28 protein-coding genes and 3 tRNA genes are annotated in these 24924 nt (G+C 55.4%); 13 read left to right on the forward strand and 18 right to left on the reverse strand.

All coding sequences use genetic code 11. The features are described from left to right. Position 1: 1 nt before the first annotated feature. The 3 genes from HKD42_RS02915 to HKD42_RS13270 all read right to left on the reverse strand — a co-directional run bounded on the left by HKD42_RS02915 (position 2) and on the right by HKD42_RS13270 (position 1231). Positions 2-670 carry a prolyl hydroxylase family protein gene (locus HKD42_RS02915; protein WP_170010144.1) on the reverse strand — a complete coding sequence of 223 codons (669 nt, stop codon included), beginning with the start codon at positions 668-670 and terminating at the stop codon, positions 2-4. Positions 671-782: 112 nt separating this feature from the next. Beyond that, complete coding sequence (locus HKD42_RS13265; protein WP_343042149.1) at positions 783-968, reverse strand: RcnB family protein; 186 nt, start codon at positions 966-968, stop codon at positions 783-785. Beyond that, entirely contained in the window at positions 965-1231 is a 267-nt protein-coding gene (locus tag HKD42_RS13270) for a hypothetical protein (protein ID WP_246236689.1), read from the reverse strand. Before HKD42_RS13270 ends, HKD42_RS13265 begins: the two co-directional genes overlap by 4 nt. Positions 1232-1310: 79 nt before the next feature. Between HKD42_RS13270 and HKD42_RS13275 the strand changes: the two genes are divergently transcribed. Together HKD42_RS13275 and HKD42_RS02925 are read left to right on the forward strand one after the other, a co-directional pair. Next, on the forward strand, positions 1311-1739 hold the full coding sequence (locus HKD42_RS13275; protein ID WP_246236691.1) for a hypothetical protein: 429 nt from the start codon (positions 1311-1313) through the stop codon (positions 1737-1739). A 226-nt stretch (positions 1740-1965) separates the two neighbouring features. Next, positions 1966-2556 carry a PNPOx family protein gene (locus tag HKD42_RS02925; protein WP_246236693.1) on the forward strand — a complete coding sequence of 197 codons (591 nt, stop codon included), beginning with the start codon at positions 1966-1968 and terminating at the stop codon, positions 2554-2556. A 27-nt stretch (positions 2557-2583) separates the two neighbouring features. Here the strand turns inward: HKD42_RS02925 and HKD42_RS02930 are convergent, their stop codons facing one another. Next, positions 2584-2934 carry a response regulator gene (locus HKD42_RS02930; RefSeq protein WP_281356498.1) on the reverse strand — a complete coding sequence of 117 codons (351 nt, stop codon included), beginning with the start codon at positions 2932-2934 and terminating at the stop codon, positions 2584-2586. 245 nt (positions 2935-3179) lie between these two features. Beyond that, positions 3180-3581: a hypothetical protein gene (locus HKD42_RS13210; RefSeq protein ID WP_211483481.1), complete on the reverse strand. Its 402-nt coding sequence runs from the start codon at positions 3579-3581 to the stop codon at positions 3180-3182. A 56-nt stretch (positions 3582-3637) separates the two neighbouring features. Here HKD42_RS13210 and HKD42_RS02940 point away from each other — a divergent pair, with 56 nt between their 5' ends. The 3 genes from HKD42_RS02940 (at position 3638) to HKD42_RS02950 (ending at position 6302) form a co-directional block, all read left to right on the forward strand. Then, positions 3638-4024: a hypothetical protein gene (locus tag HKD42_RS02940; RefSeq protein ID WP_170010148.1), complete on the forward strand. Its 387-nt coding sequence runs from the start codon at positions 3638-3640 to the stop codon at positions 4022-4024. Between the two features lie 54 nt (positions 4025-4078). Next, positions 4079-5173 (forward strand): transporter family protein, encoded by a 1095-nt coding sequence (locus tag HKD42_RS02945; RefSeq protein ID WP_170010150.1) that lies wholly within the window; start codon positions 4079-4081, stop codon positions 5171-5173. Between the two features lie 310 nt (positions 5174-5483). Beyond that, a complete protein-coding gene (locus HKD42_RS02950) occupies positions 5484-6302 on the forward strand; it encodes a substrate-binding domain-containing protein (RefSeq protein ID WP_170010152.1) in 819 nt (272 codons plus the stop codon). Positions 6303-6323: 21 nt separating this feature from the next. On the opposite strand, the gene ettA is transcribed toward HKD42_RS02950, so the two are convergent. Continuing rightward, the gene (ettA, locus tag HKD42_RS02955) at positions 6324-7997 is read right to left on the reverse strand and encodes an energy-dependent translational throttle protein EttA (protein WP_170010154.1); all 1674 of its coding nucleotides are present in this window, start codon (positions 7995-7997) and stop codon (positions 6324-6326) included. A 145-nt stretch (positions 7998-8142) separates the two neighbouring features. Between ettA and HKD42_RS02960 the strand changes: the two genes are divergently transcribed. Next, positions 8143-9564: a M28 family peptidase gene (locus tag HKD42_RS02960; protein WP_170010156.1), complete on the forward strand. Its 1422-nt coding sequence runs from the start codon at positions 8143-8145 to the stop codon at positions 9562-9564. A gap of 114 nt (positions 9565-9678) precedes the next feature. Here HKD42_RS02960 and HKD42_RS02965 read toward each other — a convergent pair whose 3' ends face one another. Then, positions 9679-10077 (reverse strand): hypothetical protein, encoded by a 399-nt coding sequence (locus tag HKD42_RS02965; protein ID WP_170010158.1) that lies wholly within the window; start codon positions 10075-10077, stop codon positions 9679-9681. A gap of 332 nt (positions 10078-10409) precedes the next feature. Between HKD42_RS02965 and HKD42_RS02970 the strand changes: the two genes are divergently transcribed. Continuing rightward, positions 10410-10817 (forward strand): hypothetical protein, encoded by a 408-nt coding sequence (locus HKD42_RS02970; protein WP_170010160.1) that lies wholly within the window; start codon positions 10410-10412, stop codon positions 10815-10817. 6 nt (positions 10818-10823) lie between these two features. After that, positions 10824-12032: a L,D-transpeptidase family protein gene (locus HKD42_RS13385; protein ID WP_170010162.1), complete on the forward strand. Its 1209-nt coding sequence runs from the start codon at positions 10824-10826 to the stop codon at positions 12030-12032. Positions 12033-12289: 257 nt separating this feature from the next. On the opposite strand, the gene HKD42_RS02980 is transcribed toward HKD42_RS13385, so the two are convergent. The 4 genes from HKD42_RS02980 to HKD42_RS02995 form a co-directional block, all read right to left on the reverse strand. After that, a tRNA-Pro gene (locus HKD42_RS02980) sits at positions 12290-12366 on the reverse strand. Positions 12367-12415: 49 nt separating this feature from the next. Then, positions 12416-12492 (reverse strand) — tRNA-Ile (locus HKD42_RS02985). Between the two features lie 82 nt (positions 12493-12574). Beyond that, positions 12575-13573, reverse strand: coding sequence for a polysaccharide deacetylase family protein (locus tag HKD42_RS02990; RefSeq protein WP_211483482.1), 999 nt, complete (start codon positions 13571-13573; stop codon positions 12575-12577). A gap of 37 nt (positions 13574-13610) precedes the next feature. Further along, complete coding sequence (locus tag HKD42_RS02995) at positions 13611-15362, reverse strand: sensor histidine kinase (RefSeq protein WP_170010164.1); 1752 nt, start codon at positions 15360-15362, stop codon at positions 13611-13613. Positions 15363-15618: 256 nt separating this feature from the next. Here HKD42_RS02995 and HKD42_RS03000 point away from each other — a divergent pair, with 256 nt between their 5' ends. Then, positions 15619-16083, forward strand: coding sequence for an Lrp/AsnC ligand binding domain-containing protein (locus HKD42_RS03000; RefSeq protein ID WP_170010166.1), 465 nt, complete (start codon positions 15619-15621; stop codon positions 16081-16083). Between the two features lie 44 nt (positions 16084-16127). Continuing rightward, positions 16128-16310 (forward strand): DUF1289 domain-containing protein, encoded by a 183-nt coding sequence (locus HKD42_RS03005; protein WP_170010168.1) that lies wholly within the window; start codon positions 16128-16130, stop codon positions 16308-16310. Here HKD42_RS03005 and accC read toward each other — a convergent pair. The 3 genes from accC to HKD42_RS03020 form a co-directional block, all read right to left on the reverse strand. Next, positions 16307-17656, reverse strand: coding sequence for an acetyl-CoA carboxylase biotin carboxylase subunit (accC, locus tag HKD42_RS03010; protein WP_170010170.1), 1350 nt, complete (start codon positions 17654-17656; stop codon positions 16307-16309). The genes HKD42_RS03005 and accC overlap by 4 nt on opposite strands. Further along, positions 17656-18144, reverse strand: coding sequence for an acetyl-CoA carboxylase biotin carboxyl carrier protein (gene accB / locus HKD42_RS03015; protein WP_246236695.1), 489 nt, complete (start codon positions 18142-18144; stop codon positions 17656-17658). Before accB ends, accC begins: the two co-directional genes overlap by 1 nt. Before the next feature lie 125 nt (positions 18145-18269). Beyond that, on the reverse strand, positions 18270-18716 hold the full coding sequence (locus tag HKD42_RS03020) for a type II 3-dehydroquinate dehydratase (RefSeq protein WP_211483484.1): 447 nt from the start codon (positions 18714-18716) through the stop codon (positions 18270-18272). A gap of 452 nt (positions 18717-19168) precedes the next feature. Here HKD42_RS03020 and HKD42_RS03025 point away from each other — a divergent pair, with 452 nt between their 5' ends. Then, entirely contained in the window at positions 19169-19702 is a 534-nt protein-coding gene (locus HKD42_RS03025) for an SET domain-containing protein-lysine N-methyltransferase (RefSeq protein ID WP_170010172.1), read from the forward strand. Between the two features lie 564 nt (positions 19703-20266). Here the strand turns inward: HKD42_RS03025 and HKD42_RS03030 are convergent. The 4 genes from HKD42_RS03030 to HKD42_RS03045 all read right to left on the reverse strand — a co-directional run bounded on the left by HKD42_RS03030 (position 20267) and on the right by HKD42_RS03045 (position 22694). Next, on the reverse strand, positions 20267-20410 hold the full coding sequence (locus HKD42_RS03030; protein ID WP_170010174.1) for a hypothetical protein: 144 nt from the start codon (positions 20408-20410) through the stop codon (positions 20267-20269). A gap of 319 nt (positions 20411-20729) precedes the next feature. Continuing rightward, complete coding sequence (locus tag HKD42_RS03035; protein ID WP_170010176.1) at positions 20730-21143, reverse strand: holin family protein; 414 nt, start codon at positions 21141-21143, stop codon at positions 20730-20732. Between the two features lie 73 nt (positions 21144-21216). After that, complete coding sequence (locus HKD42_RS03040; protein WP_170010178.1) at positions 21217-22092, reverse strand: aldolase/citrate lyase family protein; 876 nt, start codon at positions 22090-22092, stop codon at positions 21217-21219. A 525-nt stretch (positions 22093-22617) separates the two neighbouring features. Beyond that, positions 22618-22694, reverse strand: a tRNA-Pro gene (locus HKD42_RS03045). A 265-nt stretch (positions 22695-22959) separates the two neighbouring features. Here HKD42_RS03045 and yajC point away from each other — a divergent pair. Beyond that, positions 22960-23280: a preprotein translocase subunit YajC gene (yajC, locus tag HKD42_RS03050; RefSeq protein WP_170010180.1), complete on the forward strand. Its 321-nt coding sequence runs from the start codon at positions 22960-22962 to the stop codon at positions 23278-23280. Positions 23281-23316: 36 nt separating this feature from the next. Then, the gene (gene secD, locus HKD42_RS03055; protein WP_170010182.1) at positions 23317-24915 is read left to right on the forward strand and encodes a protein translocase subunit SecD; all 1599 of its coding nucleotides are present in this window, start codon (positions 23317-23319) and stop codon (positions 24913-24915) included. The last annotated feature ends 9 nt before the right edge of the window (positions 24916-24924 follow it).

The raw sequence follows: 24924 nt of genomic DNA on the forward strand, positions 1-24924 counted from the left end.
CTCAGCCCCATTTACGCGTGCGGTACCATTTGGTGATGATGTATTTGGTGCCTTCCTCGACCGGAGTGCCAGCATGCAGTGTCTTTTCATTGGGCACACCCGATGGGTCGGCATTGTTCCACGCCAGCAATACACCAGGTTGGGGGGCGATGTTCATTTGCAGAGTGGTGAAATGGGTGGAGCCACCTTTTTCGACCGCGTTAAGAAAAATCATCGCGGTCCAACTGCGTTGGCCACCATTCTTCCGTTCCATTTTCCAATATTCTTGGTCGGTGTAAAACCAGTCATTATGCGCCTTGAACTCTTGTCCGGGCAGATAGCGTTGCCCTTGGATCGCTTCGCCGCATTCCGCCTTGATGCCAAGGAAGTCATCAATTCGGCGGCTGATACCGGCCACAAAGGGATCGTGCGGATCAAGGTTGCCGGAAAACGAGGTGCGAAAGCCGGTTGAATACGCCTGATCATAGAGTTCGCTGGGCTTGGCCACCACGTCGATCATCGTGACCAGTCGGGTGCATTCTGGTGCTGTCAGAAAACCGCCGATTGCATAAATCTCTGCCTCTTCCGTTGGTATTTTATAGGCCTTCGGATCGTCCTCTAATCGAGCTCTTACAGCGGCTCCTACACGTTTGAGGGCGTCACGGTCGGGAATTGTTGCTGTCTTGGCCATGGCGGGTTTTTAGCAGGACTGATTGCTGCATCAAGCGTGGGATTTGCAGCCACTAACGCAAAACGCCCCCGCCAATTAAGGCAAGGGCGTTTCATTTTTAGGAGTGACGAACTCAGTAGAAGAAGTCGTGAACCACATCCAGCACTTCGCCAGTGTAGATATTCACCAACACTACGTCGTCATAGTAGCGCACCCAGCGATAGGGGCCGTACACTTCTGGCAGGCGGTAGGTCCAAGGATCATTGACCCAATACCGGTTTCCGAAAAACACCGAGTCGAGGAAAAATCCAATATTCACTCGGCTATAACGGTGGCCGCGGAACGGTGCATAATAGCGACCAAGGCGGAATGTGTTGCGGTTATACCGGCGGTGGTTGTACCAGTTATACCGGCTGCTTTTACGCCATTGGTTACGGTTCCACCGGCGGTAATCGCGCCGTGTTTGGCTGCGATCCCTGCGGTAGTCGCGCCTGGCGTCTCTTCTATAGGTACCGCGAGCGTCTCTGCGTACATCCCGCCGAGTATCCCGTCTGGCATCGCGACGAGTGTTTCTGCGATCATTCCTCGCCGATTGTTCGCGCACACGGTTGATATTTGCGTTATTTGCACGGCGGTTTGTTTGTCGCTGCGCCCGCCGATCTTGACGATTGTCGACGCGGTTCTGCCGTCCATCCACCCTCCGCTCAACGCGGCGGTCACGGCGTTCAGTCGTCCGCTGTCTAACATTCTGGCGTTGAGCGTTGCGTTGGCCCGAATCTACACGGTTTTGGCGGCGCTCGGCCCGTTGGCGGCGCTCCGTAGGCACGACGGCATTGCCGCGCATGTTGCGTTGACCATCACGGGCAGCTTGACGGCCTTGTCGAATTCCTTGTCTTTGGCTGCGATTTTGTTGTCTAGCCTGCTGCCTCTGACTGCGATTCTGTTGTCTGGCTTGCTGGCGCTGGCCGCGATTGGCTTGGCGCGATTGCTGGCGATCACGATCGCCGCGTTCCGCGCGTTGGGTCTCAGCCGCAGCGGCATTCGCTGGGGCAGGGGCTGCGATCATTGCCATCGCCAGAGCGAGAGCTGAAGCGCTTCCTGCGGTAAGTAGTTCTTTAATAGTCATGCGGCTCTCCGGTTCGTTGCCGCGCCCACCTTGCGGCCCTGTTGATGACTGTCTTCTAGTTCATCTAAACTGACCTGAAACTGAACAAAGTGTAAATGCTTATGTTAATTTTGAGGGCAATTATTCTGAATGATTCGATTGCTCAGCGGCATCATTGACTCTTCGGTGTTTGCTCTATCAATGCAGAATTATGAACATGTCATTTGATACCGTTGTCCAAGATATACAGGACCGCTTGGGCGTTGCTGTGCGAAGCCGCAAGTCACCTATGCACACCCCCGTGATTGGAACGTCCGATGGTGATTTGAGGGTAATGGTGCTGCGCGAGTTTAATGCTGCCACCTATCAACTGCGCCTCCATACTGACGCACGAAGCCCAAAAATCGGTCGTATCGCAAACGATCCGGCGATGGCGGTTTTGGCATATGATGCAGAAGCGAAGGTCCAAATCCGGGTGCGCGGTGTTGGCGCTGTCAAAACGACAGGGGCGGATATTGATGCTATCTGGGACGAGGCGACAAATTTTGCGAAGCGGTGCTATCTCGCCGAACAAGGGCCGAGCAGCGTAAGCGCGCGGCAAACCTCTGGATTGCCCGGTTGGGCGGAAGGCATCAATCCAACGGCTGACCAAATCGCGCCAGCACGGCAGAACTTTGCCGTTCTTTATATAACCGTCACTGAATTTGATTGGCTGTACTTAGCCAATACCGGGCATCGTCGTGCCAGGATCACCATCTTGCCAGATCGGGCTGGATGGAAGGGGGAGTGGCTGGTCCCTTAAACCGATCGCTTTCGGAAGCTATGCGATTCAGGCAGCGCCGATATTCTCAAGCTTTGCCATCAAGCTGGCTTGATCGAACGGTTTGGTCACATATTCATCTGCGCCGACATTGATGCCCTTGTGAATTTCCATCGCGCCCGATTTCGTGGTGCAGAACACAACTTTGGGTTGCGAAGGCACATCCAAAGCGCGCAAGGCCGCAAGAAATTCAATGCCGGTCATCACGGGCATGTCCCAATCCAGAATGATCAGATCCGGCATCGCCATTTGGCACTTATGCAAGGCTTCTTGGCCATTTTCCGCTTCAGCAACTTGATACCCGCGCGCTTCGACGATCTGGCGTGCGACCTTGCGGATCATCCGCGAATCGTCGACCAGTAAGCAGTGGCGTTCAGGCCCTGCATAGGCAGCTGGACCAGCTGGCCGTGACGGTGAAGTCCGCCTGCCATAGTGCAGGGGCGGCTGCGGCGTTCCGGTGGATTGAGTGGCATTGTGCGTAGTATGGTTCGAGGCGCGGTTCTGCTCTGCTGCCGCCGGTGCCTTTAACGGCACTGCAACGGCTGGTGCTGCGTCCGGCTGCTGGGCGTCATTATCCGGTTGATCCGGCAGGCCATTACGTTTGATCAGATTGTGAATGGGACGACCTCCCCATGTTCTTTCACAGCGAGCGGCGAACCCGACAGTTCTTCCTCACCCTCTGTCTTGCGAACGTGCAGGAACGGTACCCAAACATCACCGTAATCAGCCTTCTGATACCACAGATCAAGCACATCATAAGACGCCCAGAAACCGTTTGGCCCTTGCAGGCGAACACCTTCCCCGATCCGGGGCACCACAGCGAACTTAAACCGCTCGTTGGTTTGGTGGGTTTCGTTCTGAATTTCGATGTCGATCACGACCGTCGTCCCTTTTTCTAATGATGGTAGAGATAGGGTAAAATGCTTGCCGAAAAGCAAACAAAGTCTTGCGCCGCCATTAACCTTAAATTGAGTATTTGGGTTGGTATGGCCCGGAATATCGGCCATTCATTCGGATGCCAGAACTGCTTGAGTTCCGGCGATGATATGGGCATTGGGGCGGCGTGAACCGGTTCCCCGCCTTGTTGGCCTGCTTGGCTATGATTGTGACCACTTTGGTCCCGTCTGGCTTTATGGCAGCACAAGCAGCGGATGGCACGATCACCATCCGCGTGTGTAACGCAGGGGCTGCAAACAGTCCGAAGATTACACCTGATAACCCGCTCTATGAAACGTATCTGATGCTTCAGCAATCTGAGCATGGCAGCAGTGATACCGATCCTGATGAAGAGCCATGCGATATGGGCACCGCCCCGATTGCAGACATGGCGGGTTTCGTACTGACGCTGAAACAACCGGATCACCACACACCGCAAAGCGCGCCTACGAATATTTTGACGGGGATTTTCCCGTCCGGTCTGCCGCCATCCACCGGGCCGCCTGCTTCCTGACACTTCGCATAATTCGGGCAGTTTGCCCGCCATTACGAATTTCAGGATTTTACCATGACACACAGTACCCGTTTTGCGAGCGCGCTTGCGCTTGCCACCACGCTTATTCCCTTCACCGCCGCACAGGCGCATGATGTCTACGCAGATGACCATGCCCCGATCGGCGTTATGGCCGACCATGCGCATAAGAAGGGCGAATTTATGCTGTCTTTCCGCGCGATGCATATGGAAATGGAAGGCAACCAGATCGGCACCAATGATGTTGATGCCGATACCATCGCCACCACCATTCCCAACCGGTTCTTCGGCGCGCCAGGCCAGCCGCCAACCTTGCGGATCGTGCCCACCGAAATGCGGACCGATATGTATATGCTCGGCGCGATGTATGCTCCGTCCGATGCGGTAACGCTGATGGTGATGGGCAATTATATCGAGAAGGAAATGGACCATATCACTTATCAAGGCGGTATGGGCACCACGCAGCTGGGCACCTTTACCACCAATCCCAAGGGCTTTGGTGATACGAAAGTCGCGGCGCTGTTTCCGCTGCTCGGCCATCCTGATGCCAAAGATGACACGCGCGACGAGCTGACCCTGAAAGCCGGTGTCAGCCTGCCGACCGGATCGATTGAAGAAACCGCACAGATACTGACTCCGATGGGGGCAACGCCCACTGTGCGTGTGCCCTATATGATGCAGCTTGGCACTGGCACTTGGGATGTGGAACCTGCGCTGACATATAAAGGCCGCCGCGGCAAAATGGGCTTTGGCGTGCAGGGCAGTGCATCGATCAAGCTGGGTACCAATGATGTAGGCTATAGCTTTGGTGATATTTACGAAGGCACCGCATGGGTCAGCTACCGGCCTGCACAATGGGTCAGCCTGTCTGGCCGGGTAAAGGCGCGCACGATGGGGCAAGTGGAGGGCATCGACCCCAGCATTGTGGGGCCTGTGCAAACCGCCAACCCCGATTTCCAAGGCGGCGAGCGGGTTGATCTGATTGCCGGTGTCAACTTCGTTGGCACACATGGCGGGTTGGCTGGCCACCGGCTGGGTGTGGAATTGGGCAAGGCTGTTTATCAAGACCTCAACGGCCCCCAAATGGCGGGCGATTGGATGCTGACTGTCGGCTGGCAGAAGGCGTTCTAATTCATGGTAAGGGCGGGGCGTTGCGTTAACCAATGTCCTGCCCGACACGTTAAGTGCTGTAGGGAAGGGACACATGGGACACAGTCTAAGGGATATTTATTCTTGTAACCTTAGAACGGGATAAAACGGCAACGTATCGATAAGAAAGAGCGATTTTGAGAGTAGCAACGGCGTTGATTGTAGGAAAATCACAGCGTTCTAGTGTCTAACAGCACAGCCATTGGCGCCAGCTTGCAAAAACGTGTTAGCGCTATCATACAGATCGTGATGTGTCGCTGACACTTCGATACGGGGAAGGGGATAGTTCGCGATGAGCCAAATTTTATTGCTGTCGGACAATGTCAGTAAAGATTATGTGGAACGTATTGTCACAGGGGCAGCTGGTCCGCTGGACCGTTCTCGATATTCGTTGGTCGCCCGCAATGTGTACGGTTCAGACGTTCAAGTTTCGGACTTGATTGACGATCAGCACGTATCTGGGGTTATTTTAACACCACCACTATCTGATTTGCGACCGCTGCTCAGTTTGCTGGAATCTCGAAAACTTCCATTTGTGCGTATTGCGCCTTTGCTGGATCTGGATCGTGGCTCATCAGTGACAATGGATGAATTCACTGCTGCAAACGCCATCGGGAAACATCTGATTGAGAATGGACATCGCAAAATTGGCTTTATCAGGGGGCCAAAAGAACATTTGGTCAGCATTCGTCGGTATAATGGCTTTGCAGGAGCCTTGGGCGGTGCCGGATTAAAACTGGATGAGAATTTAATGAAGGTCGGAGATTTTTCGCGGCAATCCGGCCGTGAATTGGCAAGTAGCTTTTTTCAATCCGACGCAACCGCTCTTTTTGCCAGTAATGACGATATGGCACTTGGTGTTATGGATGCCGCACAGGCGTCAGGGGTATCCATTCCACTGGATATGTCGATTGTCGGCTTCGACGATAATCGTGAAGCCGCACGGGCAAACCCCGGTTTGACGACAGTCCGTCAGCCATTAGGAGCGATGGGCGTACGCGCAGCAGAATTGATTATCGAACGATGCCAAGGCACCAATCTGTCAAATGTGGTTGAAGAAATTCCGTTTGAACTCGTCAAACGTGGATCTGTTGGCCAGGTCGAGAATTAAATCCAACGCCTGGCCCCACCTTTACCTACTCAACTTCTTATACGCCAACCGTGTAGGCCGATCCGCTGCGTCACCCAGACGGCGCCGCTTGTCTTCTTCATATTCGGCGAAGTTACCCTCGAACCATTCGACATGGCTGTCGCCTTCAAACGCCAGAATATGCGTCGCCAGACGGTCGAGGAAGAAGCGGTCGTGCGAGATAACCACGGCGCAGCCGGCGAAGTTTTCGACCGCGTCTTCCAATGCCCGCAATGTTTCCACATCCAGATCGTTGGTCGGCTCATCGAGCAGTAGCACGTTGCCGCCTTCTTTGAGCATCTTCGCCATATGCACGCGATTGCGTTCACCGCCCGATAGCTTGCCGACGACTTTTTGTTGGTCTGCGCCTTTGAAGTTAAACGCGCCGACATAGGCACGTGTGCTCATGTCGTGGCCGTTCACTTTCATATAGTCGAGCTCGTCGCTGACTTCCTGCCACACGTTGTTTTTCGGGTTCAGATCATCGCGGCTCTGGTCAACAAAACCCAGATGCACAGTCTCACCGATTTCGATGGTGCCGCTATCGGGTTGTTCCTGGCCGGTGATCATTTTGAACAGGGTCGATTTACCCGCGCCGTTGGGGCCGATCACGCCGACAATGCCGCCCGGTGGCAGCATGAAGGACAGGTCTTCAAACAGCAGCTTATCGCCGAATGCTTTGGAAATGCCCTTGGCTTCGATCACTTTGCTGCCGAGGCGTTCGGGCACTTGAATAACGATCTGTGCTTTGCCCGGTTTGCGGTCCTGCTGCGCTTCCTGCAATTGTTCAAATTTGCGGATACGCGCTTTCGATTTGGTCTGGCGGCCTTTGGTACCCTGACGGATCCATTCGAGTTCTTCTGACAAGGCTTTCTGGCGGCCGGAATCCTCGCGATCTTCCTGCGCCATCCGCTTGGATTTCTTGTCGAGATAGGTCGAGTAATTGCCCTCATACGGGTAATAGGAACCGCGATCGAGTTCCAAAATCCATTCCACCACATTGTCGAGGAAGTACCGATCGTGCGTGATCATCAGCACGGCACCGGCATATTCTTTCAAGTGGTTTTCCAGCCATTCAACGCTTTCCGCATCCAAGTGGTTGGTCGGTTCGTCAAGCAACAGGATGCTCGGTTTCTGGATCAACAAGCGGGTGAGGGCGACCCGGCGGCGTTCACCGCCCGACAGGTTCTCGACCGAGGAATCGGAAGGCGGGCAGCGCAGCGCCTCCATCGCGATCTCAAGCTGGTTGTCGAGCGTCCACCCGTCAACCGCGTCGATCTGCGTCTGTAATTCATTCATCTCATCGCCGAGCGCTTCGAAATCGGCATCAGGTTCCGCCATTTGCGCGGAAACAGCATTGAAACGATCAACCAGATCGGCAGTAGCCCGCGCGCCGTCTTTCACGTTTTCGAGAACGGTTTTGCTGTTATCCAGCTCCGGCTCCTGCGCCAGATAGCCGACAGTAATGTTCTCGCCTGCCCATGCTTCACCGGTAATATCGGTATCCAGGCCGGCCATGATCTTGATCAGCGTGGATTTACCCGCGCCGTTAGGGCCCACGATGCCGATTTTCGCGCCTTGATAGAATTGCAGATTGATGTTCGACAGAACCGGCTTTTTCGCACCGGGGAAAGTCTTGGTCATGTTCTTCATGACATATGCGTATTGCGCGGCCATCGTGTCGGTCCTTCGGGGTAGCAACTAATCTGTTTGAATATGCTGGCCAGATAGGGATTAAGCGCGCTGCGGGCAAGCACGACGTGTGGGCTAAGCCACAAGCAGGGCTTGGCTTTGCAGCGGGGCGGCATTAGCACCTGCCGCTATGACAAAAACACTCCTCGCGCTGAGCGCTGCCGCCCTTTGTTTCACCATGCCAGTTTTGGCCGCTGCGCAAGTTCCGGGGGGAGTGTATAAATACCCGGCGCAAGCCGAAGCAGATGCGGCGCTGGAATTTGATAGAGCGGCATGGGACTTTGTCGAAGGCGTCACGACCGAGGTCGGACCGCGTCAGGCCGGAACAGAGGCAGAGGCGCGCGGCCGCGACTGGGCGGTGAAATGGCTCAAGGCGCGGGGCTTCCAGAATGTTGCGGACGAGCCGTTCATGATGGACACGTGGGTACCCGGCGACACGCATAAGGCCGAAATCACCAGCCCGTTCCCGCAGCCTTTCGTAATCCAGCCACTGGGCGGTAGCGCTTCGACCGGACCTGACGGTATCGAAGCCGAAGTGGTGATGTTCAAAACGGTGGCTGATTTAAACGCGGCGCCTGCGGGAAGCCTAGAGGGCAAGATCGCCTATATCAGCCATTCAATGACACCAACGCAGGATGGCTCCCAATATGGCTTCGCCGGGCCGGCGCGCTGGGTCGGGGCGGGGATCGCCAAGAATAAGGGCGCGATTGCCACTGTGATCAAATCGGTCGGCACCGATTATCACCGCAACCCGCATACTGGCGGCACAACTTTCCGCAATGCTGATGGATCGACAGATGTCGGCCGTGTCGTCCCGACACCGGCGGGCGCTTTATCGCTGCCGGATGCCGCGAATCTTGAACGGATGTTTGAGCGTGCCGGTGATCGTCCCATCACGATGAAACTGGTGCTGACGCCGGAGCGGCTGGGCATGACGCAAAGCGGCAATGTCGTGGGTGAGATTGTTGGTACCAACCCTGATCTCCCACCGGTTCTGCTCGCCTGCCATCTTGATAGCTGGTGGAATTCGCCTGGTGCTTTTGACGATGGTGCCGGGTGCGGGATCGCTGCCGCTGCGGCGTTGAATGTCCAAAAGCACGGCCAGCCCTTACGCACGATTCGCGTGCTGTTTGCCGGGGCGGAGGAAGTCGGATTATTCGGCAGCACCGCTTATTCAGAAGCGCATATCGATGAGCCCATTGGTGTCGCCTATGAAAGTGATTTCGGGGCGGACCGGATCTGGCGTTTTGAAAGCAACTTCCGCGACACCAACCCTGACCTTCATGCAGAGCTTGCCGCCTCGGTAGCGCGCTTTGGCGTTGCGGATTCGACTATCGTCGCGCGGGGCGGGGCGGATATCAACATTGCCCGCGACCAGAAAACAGCGATCATCGATTTGCAGCAGGACGGCACCCGCTATTTCGACCTGCACCACACGCCGGATGATACTCTGGACAAGATTGATCCGGTGCAATTGCGCCAGAATGTAGCGGTATGGACCCAGATCACCGGTATCCTCGCCAATTATGAAGGGTCAATTCAGGGTGACTGACGCTGTTGAACACCTGCTTTAATTTGCGGGCAAATCCACCGGATAACAAAAGGCCAGCTTCTGTCTGAGAAGCTGGCCTTTTTCTGTGCTTAGTGAGAGGAACTCACTCGGCGATTATGGTGATACCGGCACGTCGTCATCATCATTTCCGCTAAGGGCAAATACGCCGCCTGCAATGGCAGCCAGACCGACGAGTATGGGCAACAGGTCAATTCCGCTACCGGCTTCTTCAACCACTGCTGGGGCGGCCTCTGCAACGGCGGGTGCTGTAGGCTGGGTAACAGGTGCAGTTGGTTGAACTGCCGGAGCGGGCGCTTTTAGAGGAAGCACGCATCCTTGCGCGCCAGAAACACAGGGGTTGCCCATCATCGTGCTTATTTGCAGAAGCGACGGTGATGTAGCTGCGAATGAATAGGCCGGAGCGGAACTTGTTACGGTGTTCGCTTGTGCAGCAACTGAACCAACAATCAAAAACGATGCCAATGCAGCGCTCGTTGCTTTCTTAAAAAACATAATAAAACCCTCAAAACACTTCAATAAAAATATCGACAGGTAATATGAACACTTGTTCATTTCAAATTTATCATCAAAATCGAGATGTGGCGTATCTTATAGAGTGATTCGTTGGGCTCAGTCCATATGCAGAAGTGTAAACAATTGTTTTAGCATTCGTGTAAGATGATGTATATTATCGCAAATAATTGAAAAATTACTTCTCTACAATTTGACAGACATCGTGCGCAGGAACATTCCAGTAAAACGTGTGGCACGTATTCGTAAGTCAGTTTCAGTGCCCTGCGCACGAATTTACGGCCCTCGGCCGGTTCATTATTAAGGAGCAAAATATGCGAAGTTTGATTGTTTTAACGGGATTGGTGGGCGCGAGTATCTCGCTTGCTGCACCAGCTGCAGCCCAAACAAACCTGTCTGGCGAGGAGCTGCGCGGGCAGACTGTTGACGTTCTGTTTTCCGACGGCACGCGCAATGCAGTCTTTTTTGGCGGAGACGGTAATGCTGTTATCGCGGCGCCGTCAGGCTTGCGCTCAAACGGTACATGGAGCGCATCTGGCGGTAAAATCTGTTTGAACGCAAGCGGCGCCAGCGAATGTTGGGGTTATGTCCGCCGGTTTACAGCCGGACAGGCTGTGACATTGAATAGCAGCTGCAACGAAACATCGCAGTGGACCGCACGGTCGGTCAATGCGCCGGTCCAGCAAGTCGCTCCTGCGATTACTCGCGGAGAGCGGGGCTAAGCATTGGTGAATACCCGTCTTGATACGCGTATGTGTACGCTATTGGCCTGCGGGTTGATGGCTTTGCAGGCGCCTGCGGTTTTGGCATCTGATGGAGCATCCCCTTCTCCGTCGGGTGCCATTGCCGCCAACATTTCCGCGACTGGAACGGGCAATGATACGGCCCCTCAGCAAGTGGAATGGCCAGAGGTCAAGTGGGTCGCGGAAACCGAGAATTTTCTGCAAGTTCGCTTCCGCAATGCTGCCGAAAACTTCACGGCGGAATGGGGCAACCTGCCGCAAGAGCGCGTATCGCAGGGTGCGGTGCTGCGCGAAGGCAGTGCCGGACCCAGAGTGGTGGCGGTCCGCCGCAGGCTGGGGCTGCCCGAAGCCGGTATTTTCGACGCCAATTTGGGGGACAGAATATCGACCTATCGCGCGGCCCATGATTTACCGGCGGGGCGGCATATTGATAATACGCTGATCCGCTCGTTCAATCTTGGCTTCGCGCATTACGCGCGGCTGATTGACCGCAATTTGCAGCGGCTGCGCCGATTGCCAGGGCGGTTGGGGAACCGCTTCGTATTGGTCGATAGCGCGGTACAGCAATTATCGATGTTTGACGGCCAGCAGATTGCCGGATCAATGAAAGTCGTGGTGGGTAAAGCCAGCGACCAAACACCATCATTGGTCGGGGAAATCGACCGTGTGGTGCTCAACCCTTATTGGAACGTCCCGCCCGACCTTACACAAAGCCGGTATGCGGCACGCGTGCTGGATGGCGGTAAGCGGTATTTGGATACACGCGGGTTCGAGGCGCTATCGGATTGGTCCGATACGGCCCGTGTTCTGGGGTATGACGAAGTGAACTGGCGATTTGTCGCGTCGGGTGAGCGAGAATTGCGTCTGCGGCAGCGCCCGGGCCCTGGTAACGGCATGGGTACGATCAAATTCATGTTCGCAAATGAGTATGGGGTCTATCTGCATGATACCCCAAGCAAAGCGTTGTTTGATAGGTCCAACCGCCTGTTTAGTGCTGGCTGTGTCCGGCTGGAAAAACCATGGCAATTGGCAGAATGGTTGTTCGGGTTTACCCCCACAACGCCAAGCTCAGATCCAGAGCAATCGGTCAATCTTCCCGAAACGGTGCCGATTTATATGGTCTATTTAACTGCCACACCCAGCGCCGACGGATTCGATTTCCGCAGCGATGTTTATGGGCGTGACATTCTATAATTCTGGCGGAATTGGGTCAGATATAAACTCCTCACCGCTTCTGCAGTGCGCCGGGGAAACAGGGTGCGCCCGGTTTACAGCCGTTCAGCCCCAAAAGATCTGCTGTTGCCCCTGCCAATACCGGTTCCAGAGAAACCGGTTCCGGAGAAGTCGCCGGCATGAGGTCGTGCCCCTTGATACGGCCCACGTGCGATAGGTCCGGCTAAGCCGCGATAGATATCATTGTGTTGTGAGGCCTAACGGCCAGAATGAAATGATGGTCGGGGAGACAAGATTCGAACTTGCGACCCCCTGTACCCAAAACAGGTGCGCTACCAGGCTGCGCCACTCCCCGACTCTATCATTTCATCAATTCCAATGAAGGAATTGAACCAGTTGGCATCTGGTGGGCCCGGAGGGATTCGAACCCCCGACCTAGCCGTTATGAGCGGCCAGCTCTAACCAACTGAGCTACAGGCCCATAAGATGCCGTACAGCGTGGCAGCGCCTAGCGGGGGTATTCGAGCTGCGCAAGCCCGGAAATGCATCGATCCGAACAAAGCTTACTTTTCTACGGAATTCAGGACCTCTTTTACGGTTGTCGGCCGCACTCCGCGCATATCGAGATAGGAATAGATACGCGTCCACCAATCATACAGCGAATCCAGATCGTCTGCATTGTGGACGTAAGGCGTGTTGCCCGGCACGATTGAGGGACTGTGGAAAGACAGCACCAGCAGCGGCAAGCCGTCATCAATCGCAATATCAATACCGCGCAATGCCTCATCTGCAGTAACCCCCTCAGGTGTGAGAGAGATTCGTTCCAGCAAGCCGAGCTTGGATGCCAGACCCGTGAGCTGAGGCACCTTGGACAATAAGGGGTACAGGGTGCGCCCTTGCTTGCGCAATATGCCGAAATACACCGTTGTCAGCGGCAGCTCGAGCAGCTGCTTGGCATCATCAACCCAATAGGGTTCAAGCGGAAAGCCGCTATAATCCCTACCGCCCGCGGCCCGATAATCGAAATTGGCGCGCACGGAGCTGTCGACGGCAACACCGGCTTCTTTGAGCATTTCCCCGGTTGATGGGCCAAGGCCATACCGCCCGGCGCGGTAGATTTGCGGCTCGACATTGAAATTCGCGCATATGGTATCGCGCAGGTTCAGGAATTTCTTCCGCTCAAGCTCGTGCGGCAGATTGCCAGCATAGCTATTATGCGCAGTCACTTCTTCGTCAAAAGGCGGGTTGACCCAAGGATGCAATTGTATGCCAACCTCCGCCTTGCCAGCAGCCAGTGGGCCAGCCAGTACGGCTTGCGCTTCTGTGGATGTCGCAATCGGCCAGTCGATGAGATATACTGGACAGACGCCAAGCCCTTCGCAAAATTCCTGAAAACGGGCGAGCTTGGCCACATGGCCAAGGCCGTGACCTTCCTTTTGAAAGGGCTTTTCCCAGTCAAATTCTTCTTCGGTATCAACCGTTAGCAGGGACCGTATGCCGAAATCCTGAGAGAATTTTGCTGCCGATCCAAGTTTGGGAGGTGTGGTTATCGGCCGGTCCAACTGCTTGTGATCCCCTAAGTATACGTATTGTTCGGCGTCATCCCACAGCGCCGTTGAGTTGCTTCGGGCTAGGAGCCGATCCGGAAACGGTCAATAGGGGAAGGGATAGCAACAGCCAATCATCCACACGCACCAGATCGCCGCCAGCGCTGCGTGCCTCTGCGCGGGCCAGACGAAGGGCGAACCCCGCGCCAAACATACCCGCGCTCAACGCACCGCTAGCGGGCTTCATTGTGGTAGCGAAAATATCCGGCTTGCCGCTGAGGGAGGCAGGCAGTTCGCAGCACAGCCGGAGCGCGCCTGCATTTTCTGCAAGTTCAACGTGGATATGTTCACCGGCACCAACATAGCTGGCCAGAGTGGCGAGCAGCCGCCATGCCAGCGCCTCTGCTTCGGATTGTGCCAAAGTGACGTCTGACGTGTCGATGATCCGCAGCGCGAATTCGGCGGTCTTGGGTTTCAGAACATTTTGCAGTTGTTCTATTTGTCCTGAAATAATCGCTGCAAAGTCGCAGCGGCCGACTTCTACATCGAGAGCGCCCGTTTCCAGCCGGGCAAGGCGGTCGAGTTCATCAAACCCGGCGAGCATCCGCGCACTGTCACCAGCGATACCAGCGGCCAGCGCGCGATATTCATGCGGGGTGGGGCCGAATAATTGTTGCTGGATGACTTCTGAAAAACCCTGGATCGCGTTGACCGGGGTGCGCAGCTCATGCAGCAATTGGCGCAGCCTGTCGGCCTCGCTTGAAACTTCATCTATGTCCGAAAGGTCGGCGGTTTCAGCGGCGCGGTAAAACCTTCCGGCATATCCGCGAAAATGCCCTTCTGGCTGTGCGAAGCGGGGCAAGGCATCCACGATCCAAGCACCAGTGATTGCCGGGGCGCCAACAAAATGCATCGGTTCTTTGCGGATCGGTTGGCGGAACCGTATCGCCATCTGCATGGGACCAGTGTTCAGGCGCGTACCGATAATCGACGGGGCAATGTTGGTATCGGCCCAATCAACGCGGCCCGCCGGATCGCAGGTGAACGAAAAGCCGGTAATCGCTGGCTTGCCGTCATCATTGGCGATTTCGCCTAGCGGTAGGCGCGGATCGGTTGTTTCCAGCGGTTGGTTGCTACGCGCCTTGCGAAATTGCTCAATCCGTTCGACAATTGCCCCGATCGTATCGTTGTCTCTGGCGGCAATCGGTGGTTCAATTGGCGGGTTGTCATTCTCTGGAAGCTCGACCGCTGGCAGCCCTGGCTCCGGGTCTGCGGTTTGGTCCGGTGCTCCGGCGGGGGCTGCTGTGACGGGCGTGTCAGGTTCCTGAGTCTCAAGCTCCTGAACTTCGGGTTCCTGTGTTTCAGGTTGAGGCAATCCGCGATCCAGAATGCCGAGCTTCGCCAAAATTGCGTTCGTGCTTGGCTCTAAATCTTTGCGCAGCCTTAGAAATCCGCGGGCGCGCACAGGCAAGCGCGGGATCAGGGCTTCCCAATCATCTTCGGTAAGATTGGCCCGGGCAAGGGCGGCTGCGGCAACTTCCGGTTCGTCTTCCGCCAAATGCGCGGCCAGTTCAGGGTTGCGGAATCGCAGGCCCGGATCGTTGATCATAGCGGCGCGATCAGCCGCTGGAATAGTCTCGCTTAGGGCTGCCAGCCGGAGCCACGCTGCGGCCAGCAGGCTCTGGTCGCGGCCACCCCTTTGACTGCCCAACAGGTCGAGCAATTGCCGGAACTGCGTACGAGCCGCACGTTCGCCCGCTGCGCGGTGGCGCAACACAGTGGCAAGGCGGTCATCGAAGTGCATATCGGTAAATGTGGCTCCATTGGGGCGGGCAGGAATATGGACCGGAGAACACCTCCGGTCGATGCGGGCGTATCAGTTTAATGTGGGTAAGGAACGCGCTCAGCCGGAAGCGTTGCAAAGCGGGACAATTGCTGGCAACAATAATAATATTATGCAGCGGAGCGCGATCAGGCAGCTTTCATTGCCCGTGATGCTGCGATTATGCGCTGAGAAGCGACAATAAATATACGGCGTTAGATACACAGGGACAATGACAGTGGCCAACCTAGACGAAATCGATCGTAGCTTGCTGGCAGAGCTGCAAGCCGAGGGCCGTGTTACCAATGTCGAGCTGGCGCAGCGTGTTGGCCTAACCGCGCCGCCATGCTTGCGCCGTGTGCGGGCGCTCGAAGATGAGGGCGTGATCAAAGGTTATCACGCTGATCTGGACGCGTCGCAGCTGGGCTTTGCAATTACCGTTTTCGCGATGGTCAGCCTGAAAAGCCAAGCCGAGAGTGCCTTGCGCGAATTTGAAGAGGCAATGCATGATCTGGCCGAAGTGCGCGAAGTGCATATGCTCAATGGAGAGATAGACTTTATCTTAAAAGTCGTCAGCCGCGATTTGCAGAGCTTTCAGGAATTTCTGACCAGCAAACTGACGCCAGCACCAAATGTGGAAAGTGTGAAAACGTCACTGACGATCCGGACCAGCAAACACGCCCCTGGTGTGCCGCTGGGTTGATCGGGTTTAGCAGGCTGGCCGAAGGTTTAGAGTAAGCTGCCGACATGGACTCGCCGTGCAACACAATATGCAAGATTGATGACCGCACTGGTTGGTGCATCGGTTGCGCACGGCATCTAGACGAGATCGCGGAATGGTCTTCCGCATCACACGCGCGCAAACAGCAAATTCTCGATAGCCTTCCGGCGCGGCTCGCTGTCCTTAACGGGCCAGAATCGTCCGACTAACCCTCGCGCTTGTCCAAATATTCTTCCAGCCATTTGATGGTGTAGTCACCGTTCAAAATGTCATCCTGTCTGATCAATTCCTGATGCAGCGGAATGGATGTTTTGACGCCCTCGACAACCATTTCTTCCAGCGCGCGGCGCAGGCGCATGATGCAGCCTTCGCGGTTGCGGCCATAGACGATCAGCTTGGCGATCATGGAATCGTAATAGGGCGGAATTTTATAGCCTGCATACAGCCCGCTATCGACGCGCACATGCATGCCGCCCGCTGCGTGGTAGGATGTGACTTGACCGGGTGAAGGCGCGAAGGTGAACGGATCTTCTGCGTTAATCCGGCACTCAATCGCATGGCCGTTAAATTCGATCTCTTCTTGCTTCACAGACAAGGGTTTGCCGTCAGCAATGCGGATTTGTTCGCGCACCAGGTCAACGCCGGTGATCATTTCTGTAACCGGGTGTTCAACCTGCAAACGGGTGTTCATTTCGATGAAATAGAACTCGCCATCTTCCCACAGAAATTCGATCGTACCTGCGCCGCGATAGCCCATATCAGCCATCGCATCAGCGCAGATTTTACCCATGCGGTTGCGTTCTTCGGTGGACAATACGGGCGAGGGGGCTTCTTCAAAAACCTTCTGGTGGCGGCGTTGCAAGGAACAATCGCGCTCACCCAAATGGATTGCGGCACCGTTGCCATCGCCAAATACTTGGAATTCAATATGGCGTGGATTGCCAAGATATTTTTCCAGATAGACGGTCGCATCGCCAAACGCTGCGGCTGCTTCTGTTCCCGCCGCCTGCATAAGCGGTCCCAATTGGTCTTCGCTTTCGCATACTTTCATGCCGCGACCACCGCCGCCTGATGCCGCCTTGATGATCACCGGATAGCCGATTTCTTTGGCTATCTTGGCGGCTTCTGCAGGGTCGCTGATCGCGCCGGCAGAACCTGGGACCAATGGCAGGCCGAGGTCACCAGCGGTCTTCTTAGCCATCACCTTATCGCCCATCGTCCGGATATGCTCCGGCTTGGGACCGATCCAGCGTATGTCATGCGCTTCCACGATTTCGGCAAATTTCTCGTTCTCGGACAAGAAACCGTAGCCGGGGTGGATCGCATCGCATTGGGCAATCTCTGCAGCAGAGATAATCGCAGCCGTGTTGAGATAGCTTTCCGTTGCAGCTGGCGGGCCAATACAAACGGCATGATCGGCCAGGCGGACATGCATCGCATCAGCATCAGCGGTGGAATGAACGGCAACCGTTTCGATGCCCATTTCATGGGCCGCACGGTGGATCCGCAGAGCAATCTCGCCGCGATTGGCAATCAGAATTCGGGAAATACCCATTAGCCGATCACTACCAATGGTTGGTCAAATTCAACCGGCTGGGCGTTCTCGACCAAGATGGCTTTGATGGTACCGGTTTTGTCAGCGGTAATCGGGTTCATCACCTTCATCGCTTCGACGATGACCAAAGTGTCACCTTCTTTGACGCTGGCACCGACACTGATGAAGTCTGGCGCGTTTGGCTCCGGGGCGAGATACACTGTACCGACCATCGGTGATTTCAGCGCATCGGCATGGTTTTCCGCCGCTGGCGCAGCTTCTGGTGCGGGTGCCTGCATGGCGGGCGCCGGTGCTGCGGCGGCTAGCGGGGCAGGCGCGGCCACGGCGGCAACACCGCCGGCGCGGGACACGCGCACTTTGCGGTCACCATCTTCCACTTCGATTTCGGTAAGGCCGGTTTCACCCAGCATATCAGCCAGTTCGCGAACCAGCTTTGTATCAACATTCATGCCGGACTTGCGTCCGCTTCCGCCTTTGGATTCGGCCATCTGCGCCTCATTATTGTTGTTGCCCCATGGTCAGGGCGATATCGTCAAATCACCATTGCCTATGCAAGGCATCGCAGTGAAGGGCAAGAGAAAGCGGCCTGTGAAGTTGTGATTATCTGCCGGAATTACAGCTTTGCCGCAGCGTCAAGCGCGACACTGTAAGACTGCGCGCCAAAACCCTGAACAGTCTCAATCGCAGCCATTCCAACATAGGACAGATGCCGAAATTCTTCGCGTGTACTCGGATCAGATAGATGCACTTCGATCACCGGTGTGCGGATCGCCCGGATCGCGTCGAGTAGTGCAATCGACGTATGGGTATAGGCACCGGCGTTAAGCAGAACCGCCTTCGCGCCCTCTGCCTGCGCCTCGTGCAGCCAATCAACCAAATGCCCTTCATGGTTGGATTGGCGTAGGTCGATATCCAACCCTAACTCGCGCCCGCGATCTTCCAGCATCCCGGCAATATCATCCAGCGTTTCGGACCCGTAAATATCCGGCTCTCTCATGCCTAGCAGGTTGAGATTGGGTCCATTGAGGACATAGACGGTATTGGTGATCGGTACGCTCATGATGCTGGCTTAGCGGTTCGGATGGGGGACGGGAAGACTACGCTTCCTGAAAAACCCTAAGCAGGAAACTGTGAACTGGGGTGCGCAGCTCACATTTTCGAAAAGACCGGTGCGGCTTGGATGATCACAGGCTTGTAAACCCAGCCGGTCATGCCCACTTTGGAGGTATCGAGGGGTCATCTACGTGCTCATCCTCGACTGAGAGACCACATCGCGCTCCCGCATTAGGGAGGAAGCACATTGGATCTCAATAAACTCTTTTATGATCATCAAGCGGCATTGATAAGAATTGCCTTTGGCAGAAATGCAATGGGCGCGGGCACGGGTGCGATGTATGCAGAGGCGCTCATCTGGAGGGCTCGGCAAAAGTTAGGTGTCGCACAGTACCCTCCAGCCCATTTGCGGGGCCCCGAAGCTCGAATTCCTGTTCAAGCGTTTGAAAGGGTTTTGTTATGACCGCAACTGTGGAGCGCCGCGCTACGCCTGATCGAGGTGAAGGTATTTTTGCCCTCCAGCCATTCAAACGCGGCGAAATTCTTTATGCAGGTGTGCTTGATGGCGCTCCGGTCGACAATCATTCTCACGCGTCGCAAATAAGCAAAACGAAGTTTGGTTTTCACACAGGGCTTGGATCGATACTCAATCATTCCTGCAACCCGAATTGCGGTATTATCATCAACGAATCTGGCGCACATAATATTGTCGCCATGGAAGGTCTCGCAGCAGGAGACGAAGCAACCTATGATTACGCCATGCGCAACTACCGTATCGACCACTTTCCTAGTCCGTGCTGTTGCGGGAACACGAATTGTCGCGGCACAATAACGGGTTGGATCGACTTACCCCAGCAACGCAAGGATGCCTATGCTGGTTTCGTGGCTCCTTATTTGCTCGAAATAGATCTAGAACAAGGGGTTGCTAGTCGCAAAGGGGTGGTTTCAAATCGTGTGCTGGCGGGTTTCAAAACCGCTATAGGACAATTGTAAGAGACATTCCCCTAGCCACCTATCATTCTCTTGACCCAGAACTGCTCAGGGAAGCTGCCTATTCAGAGCCAAGGATACCAGCGTCGCAATTAGGATAAGAGTGATAATGAGAGGTGGGTTGTTTAGGATTTTCTTCATGGGAAACGCTTTCGTGGACTGTGAAGTTACGGGTGTTAGGATTTGAAGGGGCACGGCTTTTCACCGTTATTTGCCCGGCCGGTTTGGTCTTGATTTGAGGTAGCAGAAAATCCCGACCCCTAGGCCGATGAGCATGGCTGCCAGCAGCGCTGTCAGGCCGTAAACAATAACATCTCTAATTTGCATCTTGGCTCTTCCCATCATTCGCCTCGGCAGCAAATTCACGCGCAATCTCGGCATCTTCTTCGCTCAAGGGGGCTGGCACCTTGGCTTCACGCTCTTCTGCGTGGTCCGCTTCCTTTCCCCAGGCTTCTGCTGCTGCGGCGGCAATATTGCGGCGGTTTGGCAGCGGCTCCGTCAGCGATAATTCTAATTGCCGCGCTTGTTCTGCGCGGCATATTGCTGCCGTCGGGCGGGACTGAGCGGTTACTTGCCGCGTCCGGTTTTCATGTGTTCCAGCCCCGGTATTACCCCAGCTTTCTGCGAAGGGTTCGAGGCATTGGTTTTGGCTGCTTTTTCCGCTTTTGGTTTGCGAATTTCACGCTTGGATTTTCTTTGTGATTTGGCCATCCGGGCATTCCTTAGGTGTTGCTTTCAGGAAGCCCAATTGAGCGGCGCCTGAGGGATCGCCCAGTTCGGTCTGTCGAACATCCGAACATGGCGATTGCTAATCCTGTCTCAGGAAAGCCAATCAGAAAAATTCTGATCGTGAAGAGACACCGTCAGACAGTGTTGCGGCTAACATGCCGTAACGACGTGGTAGTGATATGGGGACGCTTGGTAGTGATTGTAAGGCTGATTTCCTATTAGCGGCATTGCGGCAAACTTTTGGTCCGCAACGGCGGCACAAGCAGACATTTCTCTCTGCTGGCGGTGAGGCGCCCGCATTCTACCGATCTACACCCTTTACCTTGCCCCATTGGCGCGCCGCCGTGTAACCGAGATAGCCAGTGCCGAACAACGCATAGAGCGGCTCTGGCAAACCGCCGAGATAGGCGTTCATGCCCGATGCGATATCGGTTGCTGTGGTCGGGCTGAATGCTGCCAGAATGCCCATGGGTAGGGCGGTCAGCAGCAGCACATACATCACATAAAGGAAGCTGGGGCGGGCGCGGCTGGTCCACGGGTCTTTGGAATTGGCCTCTGCCACAATGGCGGAAAGGCGCGCTTCGATGGATTGCAGCTCATGCGTGCCTTCCAGTTTCAGCAATTCCAGCTTGGCTTTGGCGCGGGCATCTTTGTCAGGGATGATCTTGTCGATCAGCGATGCGATGGGGCCAATAAGGGATTCCAGTAATGCCATAGGGCGCGCTCCAGCGATATGATTCGCAGCGGTGCTAACCAAATGGGTTGGTGTAGGAAAATTATTTCACCAGTTAGGCGCTGGCAAGTAAGGCTTTCGCAAGATCGAGGTGAGGGCGGTCCAGCATTGCGCCATTTAGCCCGACTGTTCCGGCGCCGGAATCGGCATCAAATGCGGCAATGATGGCGCGCGCATGGGCGAGTTCTTCTTCGCTCGGCGTGAAGGCGTCGTTGATGACAGGCACTTGGGCAGGGTGGATGGCGAGCATTCCCCGATACCCTTGGCTGCGGACCATCAATGCGCGTTCTTTCAGCCCATCCAGATCGCGGAAGTCGGACTGGATCGTCTCGATCGGCGCGGCTCCGGCGGCGACGGCACCAACAAGGCACAGGCTGCGCGCCAATTCAAAGGTCGGCATATATTGGCCGCTTGCTTGAAACTGTACCCGCGCACCAAGGGCAGAGGACAAATCTTCCGCGCCCCAGCTCATCGCGACCAATCGCGGCGATCCGGCATATTCGCCGGTGGTAAACATCGCCTTGGGTGTTTCTGTGACCAAGGCAGCCACCTTGGTGCTGCCCGCTGCAATTCCGTGCTTGGCTTCAAGCTCGCTCAGCATCTGGTCGAGTGCTTCGACGTCTGCCTTACCTTCGGCCTTGGGTAGGAATATTCCGCCTGGCGCGGCCGGCATGATGGCTTCCAGATCGATCCGGGCATCCTCGCCCGATAGCGGGTTTATGCGGACCCATAGCCGGTGGCGATCGGCGCGCGATGCCAGAAAGGCATGAACCGTGACCCGCGCCGCAGACTTGCTTTCTGGCATCACCGAATCTTCTAGATCAAGCAGGACAATATCCGCTTCGCCATCTGCGGCTTTGCCCATCTTCTTTGCGCTATCGCCAGGGGCGAACAGCCACGATCGCGCTTTGATTAAAGAAGTTTCGGTCACATCAATCCTCTCAAACGGGCAGGATAGGATGGGTTGATGCAGCCCGCAACCATGTAGAGTGCTATGCGATGCAAGGCATCAGCCATCATTGCTGTGCATAAAGCTGTGTATTTTGCATGTTCTTACACGGGGGTAAGATGACGTTACATTTGATCCGGCGGAATTGATGTAATGGTCATTGTATTGGGGCGCTTGGTCCCCCGTTAGATGAGGTCTGCGAAATGGTAGATGTGCTGATGATGTTTGGCTTCACCGTGATTGGATTTTACTCAATTGCGGTCTTGAACCATTCAATCAAGCTTGGATGGCTACGGTACCGCGCTTTGCAGCGGATCGTGTTTGTCTCCGCAGACAATGCACCAAAGCAGTCAAATTCAGACCGCTTCGTCCAACAACCGCGTATTGATCATGTAAACGCGCCAGCAGTCATGCAACTACCAATTGTCAGAGATTCCGGATTGCGGCCGTCCGGCTATGGCATCGGTTCATCCCGATTGAGGCTACTGATTGCTAGATGAATTCCACTGGTCGGGACGATAGGATTCGAACCTACGGCCCCTACACCCCCAGTGTAGTGCGCTACCAGACTGCGCCACGTCCCGATCCGGTGGAGCGCGGCCTATAAGTCCGACATAGGATTAGCGCAACAATAATGGCGACAATTATTGCAAAGAAAGCCGATGCGGTGACTGCCCAAAAACAAGGGTGGGCCCAAAAACAGGGGTGGGCATGGATACACTTGGCGCGTTGCCCCCCTCTTGCATTGCTGCTAGGCGGCACCACTTAATTTCAGCGATGCACGCTGTGGGGCCGAAGAACCGGTCTGCACACAGCGTAAACAGAACTAATTAGGATACAGGCCAACCGATGCTTAATCTTCTTACAGCCGCAGCAGGTGCTGAAGCGCCTCCGGGATGGATCCAGTTTTTGCCGCTCGTCGGTATGGGGCTTATTTTCTGGTTCCTGATTATCCGGCCGCAAATGAAGCGGCAGAAAGAGCATCAGGAAAAAGTATCTTCGATGAAAAAAGGCGACAAGGTCGTCACCGCCGGTGGCCTTATCGGCAAGGTAATCAAAGTCGATGATGACTATGCCGACATCGAAATTGCACAGGGCGTTAAAGTGAAAGCCGTCAAAAACACCATTGGCGATATTATTCCGCCAGCGGGTAAAGCCGCAAACGACTGATTGACGCGGCAGGGCCAGGGACGGGATTGCGTAAAGATGCTTGAATTTCCAACGTGGAAAAAGGTTTGGCTTTGGGGGCTGACGCTGGCGATGATCGCAGCGGCGCTTCCTTCTATATTCAGCGCAGCGAATATTCGCTGGCCGGAAGCTTTACCCAATCCGACCGTCAATCTCGGTCTCGATCTCGCCGGCGGAAGCCACATTCTGTTGGAAGCCGACCCGACCCAAGTTGCGGCGCAACGGTTGGAAAATATGGAAGAGGGTGTTCGGGCTGTACTGCGTCAGGCAGAGCCGCGTATCCGCTTTGGTGATGTGTCAACGCGCGATGGGCAGTTGAGCCTGTTGTTGGACAATGCAGCCGATGTTGATCGTGCGCGCGAAGAGATTATGCCGCTCATGAATGGCACCGGGCTGATCCAGGAATGGACGCTGGAAGTCGTTGATGAAAGCCGCCTCGTACTGACCCAGACTGAAGATGGTGCCGATAATGCCGTCACTCAGGCGATGGACAGCGCGACCGAAGTCGTCCGGAAGCGGATTGACGCATTGGGTACGCGTGAGCCGACAATTATCCGCCAAGGCGATACGCGGATCGTGGTCCAGGTACCGGGTCTGCAAGATCCGGATGAGCTGAAGAAATTGCTCGGTCAGACGGCCAAGCTTGAATTCAAACTGGTTGATCAAACGGCCCTTCCAACTGATGTTGCCGCCGGCATTGCCCCTCCCGGAAGCCAGATTTTCCCGTTCGCTGAAGGCACGCCTGGCGAAGGTGCTTCTCTGGCGGTTCGCCGTTTGGGCGGCATTAAGGGCGACAATCTCACCAATGCGCAGCAATCGGTTGATCCGCAGAACAATGAAGCGGTTGTGTCGATCCAATTTGACCAGCAAGGCGGCGCAAAGTTCGCGCAGTTGACCGAACAGAACGTCAATAAGCCATTCGCCATTATTCTGGACGGGAAAGTGCTTTCCGCCCCGAATATCAACGAACCTATTCGCGGCGGTAGCGCCCAGATTTCCGGCAGTTTCACGACGGAATCGGCCAACCAATTGGCAATTTCTCTGCGCTCTGGCGCTTTGCCGGTCGATTTGACGGTGGTTGAAGAACGCACGGTCGGCCCGGATCTTGGTGCCGATTCGATCAAGCGCGGTATGATCGCGATGATGATCGGTTCGATTGCGGTTATTGCGCTGATGATTGCGAGCTATGGCCGGTTCGGCGTCTATGCGACGATTGCCCTGTTCTTCAACGTTTTGATGTTGCTTGGCATCATGGCGGTCGGCAACACCACGCTGACGCTGCCCGGGATCGCCGGCTTTGTCCTGACGATCGGCGCCGCAGTCGATGCGAACGTGTTGATCAACGAACGAATACGAGAAGAGCGTAAACGCGGAAGGCGTGTGATCGCTGCGGTGGAAACCGGCTATAAAGAAGCAAGTCGGGCGATTTACGACGCGAACATCACCAACTTTATTGCTGGTGTGCTGCTGTTCCTGTTCGGCTCTGGCCCGATCCGCGGGTTCGCGATCGTGCTGATCGTTGGGCTGTTCACCAGCGTATTCACCGCAGTGTTCCTGACCCGGATGTGGGTTGCCGGATGGCTTCGTAAAGCCCGTCCGCAAGATTTGAACGTTTAAGGGGAGAAT

This window comes from Pontixanthobacter rizhaonensis, from assembly GCF_012972675.1.
GTDB classification, from domain to species: Bacteria; Pseudomonadota; Alphaproteobacteria; order Sphingomonadales; family Sphingomonadaceae; genus Pontixanthobacter; species Pontixanthobacter rizhaonensis.